Annotated in this window: 16 protein-coding genes and 4 pseudogenes; 6 read left to right on the top strand and 14 right to left on the bottom strand. The window is 70.7% G+C overall.

The window, feature by feature from the left end:
* Positions 1-226 precede the first annotated feature (226 nt).
* Positions 227-1,054 carry a hypothetical protein gene (locus tag ACIRPP_RS31455; RefSeq protein ID WP_403650036.1) on the bottom strand — a complete coding sequence of 276 codons (828 nt, stop codon included), beginning with the start codon at positions 1,052-1,054 and terminating at the stop codon, positions 227-229.
* A gap of 196 nt (positions 1,055-1,250) precedes the next feature.
* Here ACIRPP_RS31455 and ACIRPP_RS31460 point away from each other — a divergent pair.
* From ACIRPP_RS31460 to ACIRPP_RS31470, 3 genes and pseudogenes are all read left to right on the top strand, one after another.
* Positions 1,251-1,429 (top strand): annotated as a pseudogene (locus tag ACIRPP_RS31460) (gluconokinase); the annotation flags it as partial.
* Between the two features lie 163 nt (positions 1,430-1,592).
* A pseudogene (locus ACIRPP_RS31465) lies at positions 1,593-1,838 on the top strand (pirin family protein); the annotation flags it as partial.
* 28 nt (positions 1,839-1,866) lie between these two features.
* Entirely contained in the window at positions 1,867-2,466 is a 600-nt protein-coding gene (locus ACIRPP_RS31470) for an FAD-dependent oxidoreductase (RefSeq protein WP_403650038.1), read from the top strand.
* Between the two features lie 355 nt (positions 2,467-2,821).
* On the opposite strand, the gene ACIRPP_RS31475 is transcribed toward ACIRPP_RS31470, so the two are convergent.
* On the bottom strand, positions 2,822-3,583 hold the full coding sequence (locus ACIRPP_RS31475; protein ID WP_403650041.1) for a hypothetical protein: 762 nt from the start codon (positions 3,581-3,583) through the stop codon (positions 2,822-2,824).
* A gap of 224 nt (positions 3,584-3,807) precedes the next feature.
* Positions 3,808-4,017: a hypothetical protein gene (locus ACIRPP_RS31480; RefSeq protein ID WP_403650044.1), complete on the bottom strand. Its 210-nt coding sequence runs from the start codon at positions 4,015-4,017 to the stop codon at positions 3,808-3,810.
* A gap of 335 nt (positions 4,018-4,352) precedes the next feature.
* Here ACIRPP_RS31480 and ACIRPP_RS31485 point away from each other — a divergent pair, with 335 nt between their 5' ends.
* The gene (locus tag ACIRPP_RS31485) at positions 4,353-4,763 is read left to right on the top strand and encodes a hypothetical protein (RefSeq protein WP_403650047.1); all 411 of its coding nucleotides are present in this window, start codon (positions 4,353-4,355) and stop codon (positions 4,761-4,763) included.
* Positions 4,764-4,834: 71 nt separating this feature from the next.
* Positions 4,835-5,675, top strand: a pseudogene (locus ACIRPP_RS31490) (IS5 family transposase); the annotation flags it as partial.
* A gap of 14 nt (positions 5,676-5,689) precedes the next feature.
* On the opposite strand, the gene ACIRPP_RS31495 reads toward ACIRPP_RS31490, so the two are convergent.
* The 5 genes from ACIRPP_RS31495 to ACIRPP_RS31515 form a co-directional block, all read right to left on the bottom strand.
* Positions 5,690-6,061, bottom strand: a complete 372-nt coding sequence (locus ACIRPP_RS31495; RefSeq protein WP_403650050.1) for a DUF6896 domain-containing protein — start codon at positions 6,059-6,061, stop codon at positions 5,690-5,692.
* Positions 6,062-6,248: 187 nt separating this feature from the next.
* Positions 6,249-7,091 (bottom strand): carbohydrate ABC transporter permease, encoded by an 843-nt coding sequence (locus ACIRPP_RS31500; protein WP_403650053.1) that lies wholly within the window; start codon positions 7,089-7,091, stop codon positions 6,249-6,251.
* A gap of 9 nt (positions 7,092-7,100) precedes the next feature.
* Positions 7,101-8,093: a carbohydrate ABC transporter permease gene (locus ACIRPP_RS31505; protein ID WP_403650055.1), complete on the bottom strand. Its 993-nt coding sequence runs from the start codon at positions 8,091-8,093 to the stop codon at positions 7,101-7,103.
* A gap of 80 nt (positions 8,094-8,173) precedes the next feature.
* Positions 8,174-9,517 carry an ABC transporter substrate-binding protein gene (locus ACIRPP_RS31510; protein ID WP_403650058.1) on the bottom strand — a complete coding sequence of 448 codons (1,344 nt, stop codon included), beginning with the start codon at positions 9,515-9,517 and terminating at the stop codon, positions 8,174-8,176.
* 175 nt (positions 9,518-9,692) lie between these two features.
* Positions 9,693-10,712, bottom strand: a complete 1,020-nt coding sequence (locus ACIRPP_RS31515; RefSeq protein WP_403650061.1) for a LacI family DNA-binding transcriptional regulator — start codon at positions 10,710-10,712, stop codon at positions 9,693-9,695.
* Between the two features lie 207 nt (positions 10,713-10,919).
* On the opposite strand from ACIRPP_RS31515, the gene ACIRPP_RS31520 reads away from it, so the two are divergent.
* Positions 10,920-12,293, top strand: coding sequence for a mucin-1 (locus ACIRPP_RS31520; RefSeq protein WP_403650064.1), 1,374 nt, complete (start codon positions 10,920-10,922; stop codon positions 12,291-12,293).
* Positions 12,294-12,572: 279 nt separating this feature from the next.
* Here ACIRPP_RS31520 and ACIRPP_RS31525 read toward each other — a convergent pair.
* The 6 genes and pseudogenes from ACIRPP_RS31525 to ACIRPP_RS31550 all read right to left on the bottom strand — a co-directional run.
* Positions 12,573-12,701: pseudogene (locus tag ACIRPP_RS31525) on the bottom strand (IS701 family transposase); the annotation flags it as partial.
* Positions 12,702-12,738: 37 nt separating this feature from the next.
* A complete protein-coding gene (locus tag ACIRPP_RS31530) occupies positions 12,739-13,287 on the bottom strand; it encodes a vitamin K epoxide reductase family protein (RefSeq protein ID WP_403650067.1) in 549 nt (182 codons plus the stop codon).
* An 83-nt stretch (positions 13,288-13,370) separates the two neighbouring features.
* The gene (narI, locus tag ACIRPP_RS31535) at positions 13,371-14,153 is read right to left on the bottom strand and encodes a respiratory nitrate reductase subunit gamma (RefSeq protein WP_403650070.1); all 783 of its coding nucleotides are present in this window, start codon (positions 14,151-14,153) and stop codon (positions 13,371-13,373) included.
* Positions 14,150-14,941 carry a nitrate reductase molybdenum cofactor assembly chaperone gene (gene narJ / locus ACIRPP_RS31540; protein ID WP_403650073.1) on the bottom strand — a complete coding sequence of 264 codons (792 nt, stop codon included), beginning with the start codon at positions 14,939-14,941 and terminating at the stop codon, positions 14,150-14,152. The genes narI and narJ overlap by 4 nt, the downstream gene beginning before the upstream one ends.
* On the bottom strand, positions 14,938-16,464 hold the full coding sequence (gene narH, locus ACIRPP_RS31545) for a nitrate reductase subunit beta (protein WP_362102004.1): 1,527 nt from the start codon (positions 16,462-16,464) through the stop codon (positions 14,938-14,940). The genes narJ and narH overlap by 4 nt, the downstream gene beginning before the upstream one ends.
* A gap of 1 nt (position 16,465) precedes the next feature.
* Entirely contained in the window at positions 16,466-20,167 is a 3,702-nt protein-coding gene (locus ACIRPP_RS31550) for a nitrate reductase subunit alpha (RefSeq protein WP_403650077.1), read from the bottom strand.
* Positions 20,168-20,602: the final 435 nt, after the last annotated feature.

A 20,602-nucleotide genomic window follows, 5' to 3' on the forward strand; every position in this document is an offset into this window, starting at 1 on the left:
CGCATCAGCGTCCTGTTCGCCATGCTCCGCGACGGAACCTTCTACGAACCGAGAAGCCCCCTCGCAGCTTGACGAAAGACATAGAGGCACCCCCCTGGCGGCGGTTCCTCCCGGCGCCGACCCCCGGCGAGGCCGAGCGGAGCCCCCGGACGGCACCTGCCCACCCCCGCCAACGGGCGGCCGGTTCGACAGGCACCGCAGACCGGGATGCCTGCCTGCCCCCGGATCACTGCTGGGCGGCGAGCCTGGCCTCGAGGTCCGCGACGTAGCGCGCTTCGGCCTGCCTGCGGACGGCCGTGAACCGCCGGTCGACGACCAGCACCGGCAGGGCCCAGAGAAAACCCCAGAGACTGAAGGAGTCCACGATCCCGCTCTGACGCAGCACCGTGTTCGTGACGACGCACAGGCCGGCACACACTCCCCAAGCGGCGCTGCGGTACCGGCCTATGAAGCGCACCGGCGCGTTCCACGGACCCGACAGCGCCTCCAGCGTCGCGGCGCGCACGGCGGCTGCACGCTCGTCGGCGTCGGCGTCCGCGTCACGCACGCTGACCCCGCGCTCCGCATCCTTCCGGTCCGCATCGAGAGTGCGTGCCTGCTCCTCGGTCGCGTGTCCCCCCAGCGCGGTGACCGCTGCTTGCATCCTCAGGTCGTCCCAGTAGCTGCGCCGAGCCCAGCGCTCCGCAGCGGATAGCCGATCGGCCTCGGGGGACTGCGGAGCCACCTCCTTCAGACGCCGTGAGAGGTCCACGGCACGCGCCGCACGGCCGGGATGGTCGAAGGCATCGGCGCGCAGGCACAGTTCTGCATATCCGGCGAGCAGGCCAGGATGCCCGGCCTCCAGCGCCAGTCCGGCCCGGAACGCCTCTTCCGCAAGGTCATCGTGGTCGTCTTCGTCCTCGGCGGCATGCCCCAGAGCCAGCCAGCAATAGAGCTCGGCCAACGGCCCGAGCTCGTCGAGCCCTTGCTGCGCCGCTCGCCGCACAGCCGCGTATCCCCCGGCCAGGAACAGCTGCTCACAACGATCCTGGTAGGCATCGATGGTGGTCGGCATACAGGATTCTCTCGATTCTTCCTCTACAGCGGCTGGGGAGTGCGGCCTGATCTTTCCAGGAAGCAGGAAGCAGGAAGCAGGAAGCAGGAAGCAGGAGGCGGGGAGCAGGGAGCAGGGCAGTAGGCTCGCGCCGATCCGCTCCAGGCCAGGAACCGGCTCTGGAACAGACGTCCGACTGGCATCACACTGGCCGCCGCACCCGTCGCCGGCCAATATCGCGAAGATGTCGTCCGGTATCGCGCTCACCGATGAGGACCGTGGGCCCTGGCTGGACGCGATCGGCGCGTGGGCGCGTGATCGCACGGGGCCGGCGGGGTGATCAGCGGGTCGGCGCTGCGCAGGGCCTACCGAAAGCACACAGGGTCGCCGGGGCCGCCGGGTCGCGCGAGCCCGGTCCCGGCGTTCCGAGCCGCAATGCGCTTACCGTACGGCTCCCACTGCGCCTGAACGGGGCTCGTCGGGGTATTCCCGGGTGCCGGAGGGGCGCATGGAGCACATCCTTGACTCACCGGCGAAGGACAGGAAGAGGGGTTGTGCGATGAGCGGACCGGTCAGCACTGTCGATGCGCCTGCCGATCAGGCCGACACCGGCCATCCCGAACCGCCCTGCCTGGAGGTGAGCGACAGCCGTGAGGCGGCCGTGGGCGCGATCCGGGTGCGGCGGGCCCTGCCCCGTCGGGGCCGGCGCACGGTCGGGGCCTGGTGCTTCGCCGACCACATGGGACCCGCCGACGTCACCGAGCACAGCGGGCTGGACATCGGACCGCACCCTCACATCGGTCTGCAGACGGTCACCTGGCTGACCGACGGCCATGGTGGCCACCGGCCGGACACCGGTCACCGCAGGCCTCGGCCTTCAAGCGGCGGGGGTGCGGCTGACCGGCCGCGGGTTCGTCGCCGTCGACGATCACCTGCGCACCACCGCCGACGGTGTGTGGGCGGCGGGGGACGTCGCGGGCAGCCCACAGTTCACCCACGCCTCCTGGCACGACTTCCGCATCCTGCGGGCCAACCTCACCGGCGGCGACGCCGTCACCAGCGGCCGGACCGTGCCCTACACCGTCTTCACCACGCCCGAGCTCGCCCGCATCGGACTCACGGAGACCGAGGCCCGTGCGCAGGGATACGACGTGAAGGTGGCCCGGCTCCAGGTCGCCGCCATCCCGCGCGCCAAGACCCTGCACGAGCAGGCCGGCACCTGGAAGGCTGTTGTCGACTCCGCGACGGACCGGATCCTCGGCGCCGCCCTGCTGGGCCCCGACGCCGGGGAGGTGCTCTCCGCGGTGCAGATGGCCATGCTCGGCCGACTGCCCTACCAGCAGGTCCGCGACGCGATCTTCACCCACCCCACCATGGCGGAGGGCCTCAACCTGCTCTTCGACACCCTGGACGACCAGACAGCGCACCGGTGACCGAACGAGGACGGCCCGCCCACGGGGCCGCACCGGACCCGATGCGGCCGGACCGGGGGCGGAACGGCAGCCGCAGGCTGGTCGAACAGAACCCTCCCACCACCCCACCGATGGGGCCCGCCAGGTCGGAGTGGCCCTGCACCGACGGCGATCGCGAGCCTCGCTCGAGACCGTCTCCCTCGCCGTCATGGCCGGGGGATCGGTCCACCGGTCGGATGCACGGCCCCGACGCCGGGGGGACGCCGAACGGCTCCAAGGAGCCCAGGGAGCCCAGGGAGCCCAAGGACCCGAAGGAGCCGAAGCACGCTGCACGGTCACAGATCCCGGCCCGGCACTGTTGACCGAGGGGGGGAACTCAGGTGTCGGTGCGGCTGTCCGCCGCGTGCGGTCGCAAGAGGTCAAGTGCGTCGCCCCAGGCGTCCAGCACGGAGCCGTGACCGGCGTCCCGGGCCGCCTGCTCGACTCGGACGAACATCTGCCGTTGCAGGGATTGATCGCCTGCTGCCGCGATGCGATCCACGGCATGCAGCAGCATGCCGGTGTCCCAGCCCGGCAGTGGGTACCGGGCGAGCTCCCAGTCCAGATACTTGTTGTAGGGGCGGGGACGACGGTGGAGAGCGAAAAGAAACTCGAGCAGGAACCGCATGCTGTCTGCAGCGTCGAGGCGCGCCGCCAGCGCCAGGCCGTCCCGGTGGTTCTTGAGCGATCGGTAAGAGGAGTTGGCGTAGGCGTCGAGCCATTCGCCGCAGTCGCGGAACGCCTCATCGGCATCCAGCCGGGCCCGGTCGGCAAGGACACGGGCGATGGCACCGTCGAGCCGGTCGAGCACGACCCGAGCACGGGCAAGGGCATAGCGTTCCCATTCGGGCATGCCGGCCCCGCAGAACTCGCTCAGAGTGACGACGACGAGGTCGAGCCCGGCAGTGCGGCCACCCGCGAACCGGGTCAGGCCGGTCCTGGCGCCGTCGGCCACGATCACGTACAGGTCGTGGTCGGAGTGCGCAGTGGTCATGCCGTCATGGGCGCGGGAGCCCTTGAGGACGAGACCGACGACGGCTGCGTCGGCGACGGCGAGTTCGACGAACGCGTCATAGGTGAGCGGCTGCTGAGCAGTCATGGTGTGGACCTCCTATGTGGCGACGACGGGTATGCCTGCCAGGGGAAGCCTCGTCACGAGGCCTCCCGCATCGTCTGCGGCCGCACTTGGCTGCCGCCCGGAAGATCAACTCACGTGTGGGAGCCTACCGCCCGCCCCGATCGTCAGGCAGCGCCGAAAGACCAGCCACCGCTACCCCGCCCTCACCCTCAGGGACGGAATACCCCTTCCGGTCGACGGCTTCGTCAGCGCTGCGGGGCACGCAACAGGGAGCCGGGCAGGTAGGCCGACGTGATCCCCAGCTGCCATCCATGCGCGAGGCACGCGAGAGCGGCCAGGGCGGCGGCTCTGACCGGCAGCAGGGTCCGCGGCGCTGCCGGACCGGCGGCCATCCCCGTACGGTGCGCCACGAGCTCTTCAGCAACGTCGTGGCGCGCCACGTACGTGATCGACATGCCCGCCATCCTGCCAGCAGGCACGGACAGTGCCGTACTAGTTGGCTTCTCCTGCCCCGGGCACAGCCCGGGAGCGAACCGTTCCCCAGCTGGCCCGAGAGGGCCCCTGGGCCGGTGCCGGACCGGCAGTGCCTACAGGGCATCCCCACGATCCGCGGAGCGGTCCTGGGCCAGGAGCAGGAAGTCCATGCGCACTTGCACACGCGGCCCCTGCATGCCTCCGCGGCGGCGCGGTTGTTGTCATGAGTCGCCGTACTCATGCGCGGGAGAGTGCCAACGGGTCAGACTGCCATGTCCATGTCTTGATGGCGCATCAGAGCAGAGGAGACATCACCATGCGCGTACGCAGGATGGCGGCGATCACGCTGGCGGCCGCCGCAGCGACAACTGCGATGGCGGTACCGGCAGCGGGAGCAGAGGACGTGCTGCTCCCTCACCCGGGCCCCGAGGGCCTGGTGTGGGTGCCGGAGCGGACGGGAGACGGCGGGGTCGCGTCGGGCGGGGCCTGGGACAGGCTGCCCACAGTGCTCACCGTGGCATGTGAGGGCGGCGGCAGCGTGGCGGTCTCGATGGACTCCCAGCAGGAGCGGGTGGCCGACTTCTCGGTGGACTGCCCCGCCGACGGTGTGGGCGTGGGTGCGGTGACCATGGACCCCGGGGTGGTGAAGCAGGGCTCGTTCACCATCGGCGTGGACGCCTCGAACGACAGCATCCGTTGGTCCCTGACGGTGACCCAGCCCGAATAGCGGACCGTCTTCGGAACGAGTTGAGCTGCGGGTGTTGTGCTCGGCCATTGGTGGTCGGCAGGGGATCCCAGGTGCGTGCTGATCTTGTTCCTGACGACTTGTGGGAGCGGGTGGCTTCACGGCTGCCGCCCGCTCCCCAGCGGTGCCACCGGCATCCCGGGCAGTTGCGCGGTGCCACCGGCATCCCGGGCAGTTGCGTGTTCCTGACCGAACAGCACTCGCCGGCGTCCTGTTCGTACTGCGGACCGGTGTCGCGTGGCGGGACTCCCCGGCGGAGACCGCGGGCTGTTCCGGCGTGACGGTTTGGCCCCGGCTGCGGGACTGGACCGAGGCCGGCCGTCTGGCCACGCCTGCACGCCGCGCTGCTGACCGAGCTGCGCGGCGCCGAACTGCTGGACCTGGACGACTGTGCTGTGGACGGATCGCATCTCCGGGCCTTCAAAAGGTGGGGGACCACGTTGGACCCTTATTCGTCGACCGCGTTCGCCCCGGCTCCCAGCACCACTTGATCGTCGATCGGCACGGAACCCCGCTCGCCGTCACGCTCACCGGCGGCAACACCACGATGTCACCGAGCTCGAGTCCCTGCTCGACGCGGTCCCGCCGATTCGGGGAGCCCGGGGGCGCCCCCGCCGCAGACCTCGACGTCGGTATGCGGACTGGGGCTACGACTTCGACACGTACCACCGCCCGCTGTGGGTGCGGGGCATCAGCCGTCGATCGCCCGAAGCGGCGTCGCCCACGGTTCCGGGCTGGGTCAGGTGAGCTGGGTCGTCGAGCGCACCTTCGCCTGGCTGCACCGGTTCAAACGCCTCCGCACCCGCTACGAGCGACGCGTCGATCTCCCTCAGGGCCCATCAGGGCCTGCTCGAACTGGCCTGCAGCCTCATGTGCCTCCGCCGTCTGCGGGCCTCATCCTGGAGCGATCAGCTGGCTACGCTGAACCACCCCGGCCGCACCTCGACCAGCAGCGGTTGCAGCGACCGCACTGCGGACCGCAGGTCCTCATCCGTGACGTAAAGAGGATTCGGCAGGCTCAGCCCGTACCAGCGCAGCCGCCAGAGGTCGAAAATTGCGCTCCCGCCGGCTGCGAAGTCCACATCGACCTCAGCGCCGTTGCCGCTGAGGAATCGGCATCCCGCCCCATGAACCCTGTAGGAGTAGCTACCGATGTGCCCACTCCGGCTGATCCGGCGCGAACAGGCCAGGCCAAGGACATCGGCCAGCCGCTCAAGCGAGGGAATCGCCACCCTCATGGCCTCATCAATCGCGTTCAGAGCACGGACGTAACCGAGCACGAGGTCTCGCGCAGTTCCAACCCCTGACATACGGCATCACCCCCGGAGCCCGTGGCTGAAGCGATTCTTCCAGGGATCGCCAGTGTCTCCCCAGGACACCATTCTGAAACGATCAGTAAGACCCCGGCCCCGTGCAGGGCGGCGACGGACTTCCGAGCCCGCGCCGCCCCGCCCCGCACGGCTGCGGTCAGCCCTTGACGGCGGAACTGGCGACCCCTTGGACGAACCAGCGCTGGAAGAAGGCGAAGACGACGAGGACCGGCAGGACGAGCAGGACGCCGAAGGCGAGGATCTGGCCCCAGTCCGGAGGCTGCTGCCCCTGGAAGACGCTCATCTCCAGCGGGAGGGGACGCACCGACGGGTCGGACACCATCAGTACCGGCCACAGGAAGGAGCCCCACTGGATGAGGAAGGTGAGGATCGCGACCGAGGCGAACACCGGTCTCGACATCGGCACGATGATCGCGAAGAACGTGCGCCAGGGGCCCGCGCCGTCCAGCCGGGCCGCCTCCTCGATGCTCGGCGGGATCTTCTTGAAGAACGTGTGGAACTGGTACACGGCGAAGGCGTTGGCGACGAAGGGCAGCGCCTGGATGTACAGGGTGTTGCGCTGGCCGTTGAACATGTAGAACAGCGGCACCGCCACCGACTCGAACGGGATCAGCATCAGCAGCAGGACCAGGGTGAACACTGCGTTCTGCCCGCGCCACTTCAGCCGCGTCAGCCCGTACGCCGCCATCGAGTTGACGATCAGACCGCCCGTCACCACCACGAACGACAGCAGCACCGACACGCCCATGAACTGCCAGAAGTAACCGGTGCTGTCGGAGTTGAGGCTGTCGAAGACGGCAGCGTAGTTGTCGAAGGAGAGATGGGTGGGCAGGAAGCCGGACAGGCCGTTCAGGACCTCGTCGGACGGCTTGAGGCTGCCGAGGAAGAGGTAGAGCGCGGGCAGGGCGAATACGAACGCCAGGACGCTCAGGACGGCATAGTCGAGGACGCGGCGTGCGGGCATGGGGGTCATGGCCATGATGGAGAGTCAGTCCTCGTTGTCGGGCCGGACGACGCGGCGCTGGACGATCGTCAGAGCGACGACGATCAGGAAGAACACCACCGTGACGGCCGAGGCCTGCCCGATGTCGTTCTGGTCGAAGGCCGTGGTGACGGCCTGGTACATCATGGTCCGGGTGGCGTTCTCGTCCAGGCCGCCACCACGGATGAGGATGTACACCTGGTCGAAGACCCGGAAGGACAGCACCGACGTCAGCATCGCGACGAAGACGACGGTGCCGCGGATGCCGGGCAGGGTGACGTGCCGGAACTGCTGCCAGCGCGAGGCCCGGTCGAGCTGGGAGGCCTCGTAGAGCTCGCCCGGTATCTGCTGGAGGCCGGCCAGCAGGATGACCATCTGGAAGCCTACGCCCTGCCACACCGACAGCACGACGATCGAGCCCATCGCGGTGAGGCCGTCGCCGAGCCAGTCGAAGGCACCCCAGTTGCCGAACGTCACCGCGTCGAGCAGGGAGTTGAGCATGCCCTGCTCGCTGCGGGCGAGGATCAGCCGCCAGATCACGGCGACCAGCGCCATCGGGAAGACCACCGGCATGAAGAAGAAGGACCGGAACAGGCCGATGGCCTTCAGCTTGCGGTTGAGCAGGATCGCCAGCGCCAGCGCGAGGCCGGTCTGGAGCGGTACGACGACCGCGGCGAAGGTCAGGTTGTTCAGCAGCGCCCGCAGGAACGGGCCGGACAGGTCGGGGTCGGTGAACAGCCGCCGGTAGTGCTCCACACCGAAGAAGGCGGGTTCCAGCGGCGAGCCGAGACGGACGTTGTAGAAGGACAGCACCACGGCGTAGCCGAACGGGATGCCGACGAAGGCGATCAGCCCGCCGACGGCCGGGGCGGACATCAGCAGCCCGTGCAGCCGGTCACGGTTGCCGCGTGAGGGACGCGAAGGTTTCGCGACAGGCGCAGGCGAGACGGCCTGCGCCCGGCCAGGGGCCGCGGCGTGCGCGGTATCCACGGTTTTCACGGGAGGGTTCCTCTTCCCGGCCGGGGCGGGCGTGGTCGGTACGTCGCCGGTGGCCCGCCCCGGCCGATGCGTCCTGCGGGCTACGGGATCGCGTAGCCGGCGTTGTCGGTGAAGTCCCGGTCTATGGCCCGGGCGGCCTTGCGCAGGGCCTCTTCGGGGTCGGCACCGCCGTAGATCGAGTTCAGGGCGGTGTTGAACTTGGCGGTGACCGTGGGGTATCCGGCGGTCACCGGCCGGGTCACGGCGACGCAGGAGGCGTTGACGTCGCTGTCACCGCAGGGCCGGGCGAGCTGGTCGGCGAGGAGCTGGAGCGGGCCGCCCTCCTTGTACAGCTCGCTCTTGGCGAGCGCGGTCCTGGTGGCGGGCACAGCGCCGTTGGCCTTCGTCATCGCGCCGACGTTGGTGTCGTTCAGCAGGTGGTCCAGGAAGGTGCCGGCGGCCTTGCCGTTCTTGCTCCCGGCTCCGATGCCCCAGGCCCAGGAGCCCTGCCCGGTCTTCGGGCCGTTGCCGAAGTCGGGCAGCGGCAGCACGACGAGGTCGTCGCCGAGGGCCTCGCTGTAGGCGGGGTACATCCAGTGGCCGACCCAGCTCAGCGCCACCTTGCCCTTGGCGAAGGCGTTGCCGTCGGTGTTGGGGTCGACGTACGTCTTCCAGGACTGGAAGGTCTTCATCGCGGCGACGGCCTTCGGACTGTCGAGGGCGCCCTCCGCCCTGCCGTCCTTCAGCAGGGCCCCGCCGGACGACCAGAGGATCGGGGAGAAGCCGAAGGTGCCCCACTCCGTGGCCAGGCCGTACTGCTCCGACAGGTCGAGGACCTTGCCGTCGGAGTCCTCGGCCTTCAGTGCCTCGAGCGCCTTGCCGAACTCCTCGGCCGTCCAGGCGTCGTCCACCCGCGTCGGGTACTTCACGCCGGCCGCGTCCAGCAGCTTCTTGTTGGCATACACGCCGAGCCCGGCGTCGAACATGCCCAGGCCGTAGTGCTTGCCGTCGATCTCGCCCTGCGCCTTGACGGCGTCGGTGGCGTTGCCGAGGGTCTTGGCGGAGACATGGCCGTCGACCGGGGCGACCTTGCCGTTGTAGACGAAGTTCGCCATCGTCGGGCCGTCGAACTCCAGCACGTCCGGCAGTTCGGCGGGGTCGGTGGCGGTGATGGTCTTCGTGTAGTCGTTCTCGGGGATCAGCTTCAGCTCAACCTTGATGTCGCTCTGCGAGGAGTTGAAGGTCCGCACGGCCTTCTGCAACGCAGCCGTCTCGCTCGCCTGGCCCTGGTGGGCCCAGACACTGATGGTGCCCTTGCCGCTGCCCTCCTCGGCAGAGGCGTTGCCGGCGCCGTTCCCGCCGCCGCAGGCGGCCAGCGCGGCCAGTGGCAGGAGGGCGAGGGCGGTCAGGCCCGTGCGACGGTGTCTTCCGGGTCCGTTGGTCATGGTGGTGCCTCCGAGCGGTGTGCGGTGGGTGCGGGGACAGTGGGGGAGCGGGGCAGGGGCGGGTGGGAACGGCCCTCCGGTGGGAATGGCCCTCCGGTGGGAATGGCCCTCCGGTGGGAATGGCCCTCCGGTGGGAACGGCCCTCCGGAAGCGGGCGGTCGACGAGGCGGCTGGGCTACCGCCGCCGGCTGCTGTGCGGCGGAGCGGTGGTCTCGCGGAGGACGAAGCGGATGGGCATCTCGACGGGGTCCGCCGGCCCGGCGTCCGGGTCGTCCAGCCGCGCCAGCAGCAGCCGGGCCACCTCCCTGCCCTGAGCCGCGACCGGCTGGGCCACGGTGGTCAGCCCGACCACCTCGGACAGCTCGTGATCGTCGAAACCGACGACGGACACGTCTTCCGGAACCCTCAGCCGGTGCCGGCGCAGGGCGCGCAGGGCGCCCATCGCCATCTCGTCGGACTGGGCGAACACGGCGGTCGGCGGGTGGCGCAGCGCCAGCAGCCCGGTCATGGCCCGCTCGCCGCCCTCGACCGTGTAACCGCCGTCCGCCTCCAGGACGGGGTCGGGCTCGATCCCGGCGTCGGCCAGCACGTCGAGGTAGCCCTGCCGGCGGTCGAGGGGCGTGGTCCAGTGCAGTGGCTCGCTGGCCCCGGAGATCATGCCGACCCGACGGTGACCGAGGTTCACCAGGTGCCGTACGGCGCTCTCCGCGCCGCCCCGGTCGTCGATGCCGACCACAGTGAAGCCGGGCCGGGCGCCGCCGACCGTGGTCGCCAGGGGCACGTCGAGGGAGCGCAGCGCGGCGGCCTCCTCCGGGTCCGGGATCAACAGGGACAGCACGGCGTCGACCCGCTTGCGGATCGGCAGCTTGGTGAAGAAGCGCTTGCGCGCCTCCGGTGAGCCGAGGTTGTACAGCAGGACGTCGTAACCGGCGGCACTGAAGACCTTCTCGGCCGCGTCCAGCACCGTGCCGAAGAACCAGCGGCCGACGTACGGGACGACGACGCCGACGGTGTGGGTGCGCCCGCTAGCCAGGCTGGAGGCCGAGCGGGAGGCGGTGTAGCCCAGTTCGGCGGCGGCCGCGACGATCCGCGCCCGCATCTCCTCCGACACCCCGGGACGGCCGCGCAGGGCGCGGGACACGGTGGACGCCGAGACTCCGGTGGCCTCGGCGACATCGGTGATGCTGACCGTCACGGAACGCTCCTTGATCGGGTGCACGCCGCGTGGCCGGGGCCCGGCAGCACGGCGGCGGGAGGGGGAGTGACGAGACCGTAAACCCGACCACCCAGTTGCGCAAGCGTTTGCGTTCAGATTTACTTCGGCTGACTCCCCGAGGGACCCCCGCCAGCAAGTTCACAGCGCACACGTTTGAGTGCCGCTGTCGGCAGACAGGACCTGTCCATGCGATACGCGCCGCCCGGCCTCTGCGTGAACGACTTCGACCTCCTGCGCCATGCGGACGGCACCTACACCGTGCTGCACCTGCAGGGCCCGTGGACGGCCGAGTTCGACCACCTGCGCATGGAGACCTCCTACGGCCGGGCCACCTCCGCCGACCTGGTCCACTGGGAGCCGCAGGGCACCGCCTTCGGCAACGGCCTGCCGGGCCGCTTCGACCAGCAGGCGGTGTGGACCATGCACGCCTTCCCGCACGGCACCGGCATGGCGATGCTCTACACCGCCGTCTCCGGCCTCACCCCGGACGGCTGGCCGCTGCAGTCGGTCGGCCTGGCGTACTCCGATCGCACCGACGGCACCGGCTGGCGCCGCCACGGCACGGATCCGGTGGCCGAGGCCGACCCGCGCTGGTACCGCACAGGCGAAGGCATGGCCTGGCGCGACCCCTTCGTCGTCCGCGACGACGAGTCCGGCGGCTGGGTCATGGTGGTCTGCGCCGCCGACGCCTCCCTGCCGGTCGAGGCCGGCGGCTGCGTCGCCTGGGCCACCTCCGACGACCTGGAACACTGGACCGTCCACCCGCCGCTCGTCTCTCCCGGCGACGTCGACGAGCTGGAGTGCCCGGTCCTCGAGCGCCTCGACGACGGCAGCTGGCTGCTGCTCGGCTCCATCGGCGCCACCCGGGGCTTCGAGGCGTGGACCGCGCCCCGCCTGCGCGGCCCGTGGACCCGTCGCGGCCCGCTCGGCCCGACGGGCGCGTACGCCCCGCGTGTCGTCGCCGCCCCCGGCGGCTCCCGCGTCGTGCTGCACACCACCCCGCGCCGCGTCGGCCTCACCGACACCGGCGACCGCTGCCGCGGCATGCTGGCCCAGCCCAAGTCCCTGATCACGTCCGCGGATTCGGCGCCTCGACTGGAATGGTGGCCGGGCCTGGAGACCTGGCTCGGCCAGGAGACGTACGACGCCCCCTTGCACGCGGTCGGCCGCGTCGACGTCGGCGGCCGCACCGAGGTCGTCCTGCGCGCCGAAGGTGCGGGCAACGACCGTGCCGCCCTCGCCGTGGCCTGCGACGGCAAGGACCTCCGGATCACCGGGCCCGGCGGAAGGGTACTGGCACAGAGCGTCCTGTCGAGTCCCCCCGGCGCGTTGCGCATCCTCACGGTCGGCGAATACGTCGAGGTCTACGCCGACGAGACCTTCGCGCTGACCGCCCTGTGCTATTCCGGTCGGCCCGTCCCCTGGACGGCGGTCACCGGCAACGGTGCCGGCCCGGTCCCCGTCCGCCCGATCCGCCTGCCCGACCCGTACCGGGACGACGCCTCGGCCGTGTGGCCCGGTCCGACGGCAACGACCGCGGCCGCCGCCGGTCTGCGGTGAAACCGGGGCGGAGGTGGTCACGGCGCGGCTGGTGCGTGTGGGTCTCCGGCCCGGGTGACGGGCCCCTGCAGCGCCGTACCGGTGACCACGGCGGCCGCCGCCCTGTGCCATGGGGCCCAGTACTGCAACGGTGCTTACGTGACTGCCGGCCAGGTCAGGGGCTGTTTCCGAGTCGTTCGTAGTGGCTGGTTCGGGCCTGGTGTTGTCGTTCTCGGCGCCAGGCCGACCAGTACAGGATGTGCTCGACGGGGGCGGGTCGGCGGTCGGTGAGACGGGTGATCAGCCGTCGTATCCCGGCGAGGCCGAGGTGAATGAGCCGGGATGATCCGTTTCTGCTGTCCCGGTGTCCGGCTCGCGGGCGCGCAGGACGGTCAGGCAGGCGTGGGCAGTCATGGCCAGGGTCATGTGCGACCAGTGCGCGGCTTGCGCGGAGGGCGGTGGCCGGTTACGGCAGGCTGCTCCAGTACGGCCAGAAGCGGGTGAGGACGAGAAGCGCGATCACGCCGTACCAGGCGCCGAGGAGCAGCCAGTGGGTGTCGCGGACGACATGCAGCACGCCTCGGGGCACGGGGACGATCCCCCGTTCCAGGCAGTGCAGGGTGACGTACCAGAACAGGGCGATGGTGACGATCCAGACCACGGCGCAGTAGGGGCAGAGCTTGTTGAGCTCGTAGAGCGACTGACCGATCAGCCAGTGCGCGAACACCACTCCCACCAGCGCGCCGGCGGTCAGCGCGAGCCACAGCCGGCGGTGCAGTCGCGCCCCGCAGAGCACGGCGATACCCAGGGCGGTCACCGCGGCGAAGGCACCCAGCCCGAACAGCATGTTGGGGAAGCCGAGCAGACTGCCCTGCGGACTGGACATGACGCTGCCGCAGCTCACGACGGGGCTGATGTCGCACGGCGGCTGGTATGCGGGGTCGCGCAGCAGCCGCCAGTCGTCCACGGTGAGCTGGAAGGAGGCCAGCCAGCCGACGATCCCGGTGAGGACCATCACCCATCCCGTGCGGCGGCTCGCGCCCACCGCGGCGGGAGACCGGGTGGACGGGGCCGCCTGCGCAAGCGCGGGTCCGTGATTCATGCGGCTCGCCGGGAGCCCGAGGCCGGCCGGGGCCGGCCGCCCGTCGTCGTGGCTGCCGTCGGTGTGGTGCGCCGCCGGTAGACCAGGTACGGGCGGACCAGGTAGCCGATCGGGGCGCTCCACACGTGGACCAGCCGGGTGAACGGCCAGGCGGCGAAGAGCAGGAAGGCGGTCAGGGCGTGGAGCTGGAACAGCAGCGGGGCTCCGGAGATCGCCTCCGGGTGGGGCTGGAGGACGAACAGGCCGCGGAACCAGACGGAGACGGTGGAGCGGTAGTCGTAGCCGGCGCCGAACACGTTGTGGGCGGCGGTGGCGGCGATGCCGAGCAGGACGGTGGCGGACAGCAGGGGGAAGAGGAGCTTGTCGCTGCGGTCGGTGCCCCGGCGGATCTGGCGGTTCAGCAGCCGGCGGGCGCACAGCATGCCGAGTCCGGTGACCATGGCGACGCCGGCGACCGATCCGGCCCAGACGGCCGTGGAGTGGTAGGTGTGCTCTGTGATGCCGACGGCTTCGGTCCACGCGTGCGGGATGGCGAGGCCCACGACATGTCCGGCGATGACCATGAAGGCACCGAGGTGGAACAGCGGGCTGCCCCAGCGCAGCCAGCGGTGTTCGAGAAGCTGGGTGGTGCGGGAGGTCCAGCCGAACTGGTCCTGACGGTAGCGCCAGATGTGCCCGACCACGAACACGGCGAGGCAGATGTAGGGGACGGCGACCCACAGGAGCAGATCGGCACCACTTGCCGAGGCTGCGGCCGCGGGGGCGGGTACGGCGTTCATCGAGGGCCTTCCGTACGGCTGGTCGGGGCGGGCGGGACTCGGGTGGACGGGGCCTGCATGGGTGGTACGAAGGTGCCGGGAGGTGCGAACTCCCCGTCCCCATAGGTCCCGTAGGGGTCGAGGCCGACCTCCTCGTCGGGCGGGCCCTCGGCGACGAGCCGGGCCACTGCCGCGCGGTCGGCCTCGGTGGGCGGGGGCAGCAGGGTGAGCAGCGCGGCCAGGAGGTGTCGGTAGGGGGAGTCGGCGTCGGTCAGAGCCCGTTGGATCAGTTCCAGGCCGCGTCGGTGCTGGCGCAGGGGGGCCTCGCCGCCACCGGGGCCTGCCAGGGCGGCGAACTCCAGGACGACCGGAAGGTGGTCGGGGAGTTCACCGCCGCCGGTGTCCCAGCCGGCGGCCCGGTAACGCTGGTTGAGGGTGAGCAGGGCCATGCCGCGGCGGCGGGTGTCGCCGTGCAGGTAGTAGGTGAGGTAGAGGCTGCTCTTGCGGCGCAGGTCGAACATCTCGACGTAGTGCCGCTCCAGCGCCTCGGGATCCTGTGCGCCGAACCAGTCGGTGAACCGGGCGAGGTGTTCCGCCGCGGGCGTGGCCGGCAGAGCCGCGACTACGGTGGTCAACTCAGCACGCGCTGCGGTCAGTTCTGCGTCCGGATACTGCAGAAGCAGCGATACGAGCCGCAGTGTCAGCGCCCGGCCCGCCGTCTCCTCGGGGGTGAGCCTGGCTGGGCGGCGTACGGCGGCCCGGACGCGGGTGCGGACGAGGGCGGGAATCGATGCCGGCAGCGGGCTCACGATCGGCCTCCGGCAGTGGTGTTGCGGCGCAGGGTGGGGATGCCGAGCATGATCTTGCGGGGCTCGGGGTCGCCGGACGTCTCGACCGGGCAGCGGTTCTCCATCGCGGTGAGCGCGGCGGCGTCCTCCTTGTGGGCGGCGGGGACGACGTAGCGGTCCTGGTATTTGGCGACGGCGAGGAGTCGGTGCAGGTCCTCCGCTTCGCGCACGGTGAGCCCGACGGCCTTGAGCACGGCCTCGTCGCCGGCCTCGCCGAGGGTGCGCTCGCGCATGTACGAGCGCAGCGCGGTGAGCTTCATCAGCACTCCGGCGACCACCTCCGAGTCGCCGGCGGTGAACAGTTCCGCCAGGTACTCCAGGGGGATGCGCAGCCGGGTGACGGCGGCGAACACGTGGTCGGGGTCGTCCTGGTCGCCGCCGGCCGCGTCGACGGCGTCCAGTACCGGGGAGAGCGGCGGTACGTACCAGACCATGGGCAGGGTGCGGTACTCCGGGTGCAGGGGCAGCGCGACCCTGTAGCGCATGACCAGGTCGTACACGGGGGAGCGGCGGGCCGCCTCCAGCCAGTCCTCGGGTATGCCCGACGCCCGGGCGGCGGCGGCGACCTCGGGGTCGTGCGGGTCGAGGAAGACGCCCCGCTGGGCGTCCAGCAGGTCCTTCTCGTCCGGGGTGGCGGCGGCCTCGCCGACGCGGTCGGCGTCGTACAGCAGCAGGCCGAGGTAGCGCAGCCGGCCGACGCAGGTCTCGGAGCAGACGGTGGGCTGCCCGGCCTCGATGCGCGGGAAGCAGAAGGTGCACTTCTCGGCCTTGCCGGTGGTGTGGTTGACGTACACCTTCTTGTACGGGCACGCCGTCACGCACATCCGCCAGCCGCGGCACTTGTCCTGGTCGACCAGGACGATGCCGTCCTCGACCCGCTTGTACATGGCGCCCGACGGACAGGCGGAGACACAGGCGGGGTTGAGGCAGTGCTCGCACAGCCGGGGCAGGTGGAAGAGGAAGGTCTGCTCGAACTCGAACCTCACCTTCTCGGCCCACTCGCCCGACAGGTTGGGGTCGGCGCCGGCGTTCTCCGGGGCGCCGCCGAGCCCGTCCTCCCAGTTGGCCCCCCACGTGATGGCCGTGGGCTTCCCGGTGAGGACCGAGCGGGGCCGGGCGACGGGCACGTCCGGGCCGGCGGGGGCGCTGATGAGGTTGTCGTAGTCGTAGGTGACCGGCTCGTAGTAGTCCTCCAGGGACGGCAGGTCGGGGTTGGAGAACAGCGAGAGCAGCCGCTTGACCCGCCCCCCGGAGCGCAGGACGAGACGTCCGCGCCGGTCGAGCATCCAACCGCCCTTCCACTGCTCCTGGTCCTCGTAGCGGCGGGGGTAGCCGACGCCGGGCTTGGTCTCGACGTTGTTGAACCAGGCGTACTCGACGCCGGTGCGGTTGGTCCACGTCTGCTTGCAGGTGACCGAGCAGGTGTGGCACCCGATGCACTTGTCGAGGTTCATCACCATCGCCACTTGAGCCATCACGCGCATGTCAGTACTCCACATCCTGCGAGCGACGACGGATGACGGTGACCTCGTCGCGCTGGTTGCCGGTGGGTCCGTAGTAGTTGAAGGCGTAGGTGAACTGGGCGTAGCCGCCGGCGAGGTGGGTGGGTTTGAGCAGCAGGCGGGTCAGCGAGTTGTGGATGCCGCCGCGGCGGCCACTGACCTCGGTCTTCGGGACGTTCACGTTGCGGTCCTGGGCGTGGTACATGTACACGGTTCCCTCCGGCATCCGGTGGGTGACCACGGCGCGGGCGGCGACGACGCCGTTGCGGTTGTACGCCTCGATCCACTCGTTGTCCTTGACGCCGATCTTCTCGGCGTCCTCCAGGGACATCCAGATGACCGGGCCGCCGCGGGACAGGTCGAGCATGTACTTGTTGTCCTGGTAGTTGGAGTGGATGGACCACTTCGAGTGCGGGGTGAGATAGCGGACGGTGACCTCGGCCCGGCCGTCCTCGCGCAGCTGCTCGTCGCCGTAGTGCCGGGGGGTGTTCAACGGCGGCCGGTAGACCGGTAGTTGCTCACCGAGTTCGGCGATCCAGTCGTGCTGGACGAAGAAGTGCTGGCGGCCGGTGAGGGTGTGCCAGGGCTTCTTGTGCTCGGTGTTGATGACGAACGGGGAGTAGCGGCGGCCACCCGTCTCCGAGCCCGACCACTCGTAGGAGGTGATCACGGAGCGTGGCTGGGCGCGGGTGTCGGCGAAGGTGATCCGCTCGGCCTCGCGTTCGGAGGCGAGCTCGACGAGACCTTCGCTGCCGGTCTGCCGCTCGAGTTCGCGGAAGCCCTCGGTGGCCAGGCGGCCGTTGGTGGTGCCGGACAGGGCGAGGATCGCCTCGCACATGTCGGAGGCGGTGGCGAGCGAGGGCCGGCCGGCGGCGATCCCGTCCCGGACGGTGCCGTTGCGCCGGCGCAGGTCCTCGATCTCCCGGTCGGGGCGTACGGTGACGCCCTTGGTGGTGGTGCCCAGGGTGTCCAGCAGCGGGCCGACGGCGCGCATCTTCTGCGCGATCGTGGCGTAGTCCCGTTCGATGACGGCCAGCTTGGGCATGGTCCGGCCCGGTATCGGCTCGCACTCCCCGGTCTTCCAGTCCCGCACCACCCCGCCCGGCTGGGCGAGTTCGTCGGGGGTGTCGTGCAGCAGCGGCACCGCCAGGACGTCAGTACGCGTGCCCAGGTGCTCGGCGGCCAGCTCACTGAACCTGTCGGCCATGGTCAGGAAGGTGTCGTAGTCGGTGCGGGCCTGCCAGGGCGGGGCGATGGCCGGGGTGAAGGCGTGCACGAAGGGGTGCATGTCCGTGCTGGACAGGTCGTCCTTCTCGTACCAGGTCGCGGCCGGCAGGACGACGTCGGAGAACAGACCGGTGGAGGTCATCCGGAAGTCCATGGTGACCAGCAGGTCGACCTTGCCCTCGGGCGCCTCGTCCCGCCACACCACGTCCTTCGGCCTGTGCTCGGCCGGGGTCTCCTCGGAGCGGACTGCCGCGTCGGTGCCCAGCAGATGGCGCAGGAAGTACTCGTTGCCCTTGCCGGAGGAACCCAGCAGGTTCGCCCGCCACACGGTCAGTACGCGCGGGAAGTTGGCCGGGTCGTCGGGGTCCTCGGCGGCGAACCGCAGCCGCCCCGACTTCAGTTCGTCGACGATGTGCTCGGCGACCGGCCGCCCTGCGGCGGCTGCCTCGTCGGTCAGGTCGAGGGGATTGCGGTTGAAGCCGGGGTGACCCGGAGTCCAGCCCAGCCGCACGGCCTGCGCGAGTGTGTCCGCGAACGCCTTGCCCTTGAACCGGCCGTTGCCGAGCGGGGAGGCCAGCTCGTCGGGTCCGAACGCCTCGTAGCGCCACTGGTCGGAGTTGAGGTACCAGTACGAGGTGCCCGCCATGTGCCGGGTGGGCCGCTGCCAGTCGAAGGCGAACGACAGATGCTGCTGCCCGGTGACCGGGCGGACCTTCTCCTGGCCGACGTAGTGCGCCCAGCCGCCGCCGTTGACGCCCTGGCAGCCGGTCATGGTGGTCAGGGCCAGGAAGGCGCGGTAGATGGTGTCGGAGTGGAACCAGTGGTTGGTTCCGGCACCCAGCGCGATCATCGAACGGCCCTGGGTGCGCTCGGCGTTGCGGGCGAACTCCCGGGCGATCCGGGCCGCCTGCTCCGCAGGAACCGAGGTGATCGTCTCCTGCCAGGCGGGCGTGTACGGCTCGCTCGCGTCCTCGTACGACGACGGCCATGTGCCCGGCAGCCCGGGGCGCCGTACCCCGTACTGGGCGAGCATCAGGTCGAAGACGGTGGTGACGAGCCGGCCGCCGATCCGGCGGACCGGAACGCCCCGGACCATGACCGAACCGCCCTCCGTGGTTCCCTCGTCGAAGCGGGGCAGCGCGACCTCCGCCGTGTCCACCGCACGCTCCAGAAGGCTCAGCTCAGGGATGACGTCACCCAGGTCGAGGTTCCAGCGGCCCCGCCCGGCTTCCCCCCACCGGAAGCCGAGCGAGCCGCCGGGGACCACGGGCTCGCCCGTGACCCGGTCCAGGAGGACGGTCTTGGACTCCGCGTTCTCCTCGCCGTCCCGGCCGAGGTCCGCGGCGGTCAGGAACCCGTCCGGGACGAGACCGTGGTCGTGCTCGCGCAGGGTCACCAGGAACGGCGCGTCGGTGAACTTCCGCAGGTAGTCCTGGAAGTAGGGCACCTCGCGGTCCACGAGGAACTCGCGCAGGATCACATGCCCCATGGCCATCGCCAGCGCCCCGTCGGTGCCGGGGTGCGGGGACATCCACTCGTCGGCGTGCTTGACGTTGTCCGCGTAGTCCGGGCTGACCGCGACGACCTTGGTGCCGTTGTAGCGGGTCTCGGTCAGGAAGTGCGCGTCGGGTGTGCGGGTGACCGGGATGTTGGAGCCCCACATGATCAGGTAGCCGGCGTTCCACCAGTCGGCCGCCTCCGGCACGTCCGTCTGGTCGCCGAACACCTGCGGGGAGGCGATCGGCAGGTCGGCGTACCAGTCGTAGAACGACAGCAGCGTGCCGCCGATCAGTGAGTGGAACCGTGCCCCTGCCGCAAAGGACGCCATCGACATCGCGGGGATGGGCGAGAAGCCGGCGACGCGGTCGGGACCGTACGTCTTGACGGTGTGCACCTGGGCGGCGGCGATCAGCTCGCTCACCTCGTCCCAGTCGGCGCGCACCAGACCGCCCTTGCCGCGCACCCGCTTGTACGCCCGCGCCTTCGCCGGGTCGCCGGTGATCTCGGCCCAGGCGGCCACCGGGTCGCCCAGCCGTCTGCGGGCCTCGCGCCACAGCTTCAGCAAGGCACCGCGCACGTAGGGGTAGCGGACCCGGCTGGGGGAGTAGGTGTACCAGGAGAACGACGCCCCCCGGGGGCAACCGCGCGGCTCGTACTCCGGGCAGTCCGCGCCGATCGACGGATAGTCGGTGGCCTGGTGCTCCCAGGTGATGATCCCGTCCTTGACGTACACCATCCACGAGCACGAACCGGTGCAGTTCACCCCGTGCGTGGAGCGCACCACCTTGTCGTGCGCCCACCGGTCCCGGTAGAAGCCCTCCCACTTCGGATCGCCCGTGCCGAACACGGCGCGTCCGTCGGCGGACACCTCGCGGCGGGTGAGCAGCCTGCGGGCGGCCAGCGGCCAGCTTTCACCGGCGCGCAGCGCCTCACGCCGTGCGTTCTGATCGTTCTCCATGACCGGGAACGCTAGGCGGCACACCGCGCCCCCCGCCTGGGACTGGCGGTCCCTGCCGGATGGCCTTCCGACCCCATCCTGCAGGTCGCCACAGGGCCCGATGGTCCCTGTGGCGGGGACCGGCCGGCCGAGAGGCCAGCGCGCCCGACCCTGCATGCCGGGCATGGATCGAGCCGCGGGTGCCCATCGGTACGACCGCATTCCGTGCCGGCCGGGCGGCCCTTTCCCGTCCCTGACCGCCGCAGGCGCAGCGCGTACGGCGACGTGGCCGACTGCCGCAGGGGATCCCCGCACGCGCTGCCTCTCCGACGGTCCGTCCGGCCCTCTTGCACTGGCACGAAGAAGGACCAACGGCCCTGTCCGACAAGACCATCGGCCGCCGCGCCGGCCACCGCCGCCGGTGGATGCTGACGGCGACCGATCCGGAGGTGTCCC

The organism is Streptomyces sp. NPDC101219, from assembly GCF_044767675.1.
Classification (GTDB): Bacteria; Actinomycetota; Actinomycetes; order Streptomycetales; family Streptomycetaceae; genus Streptomyces.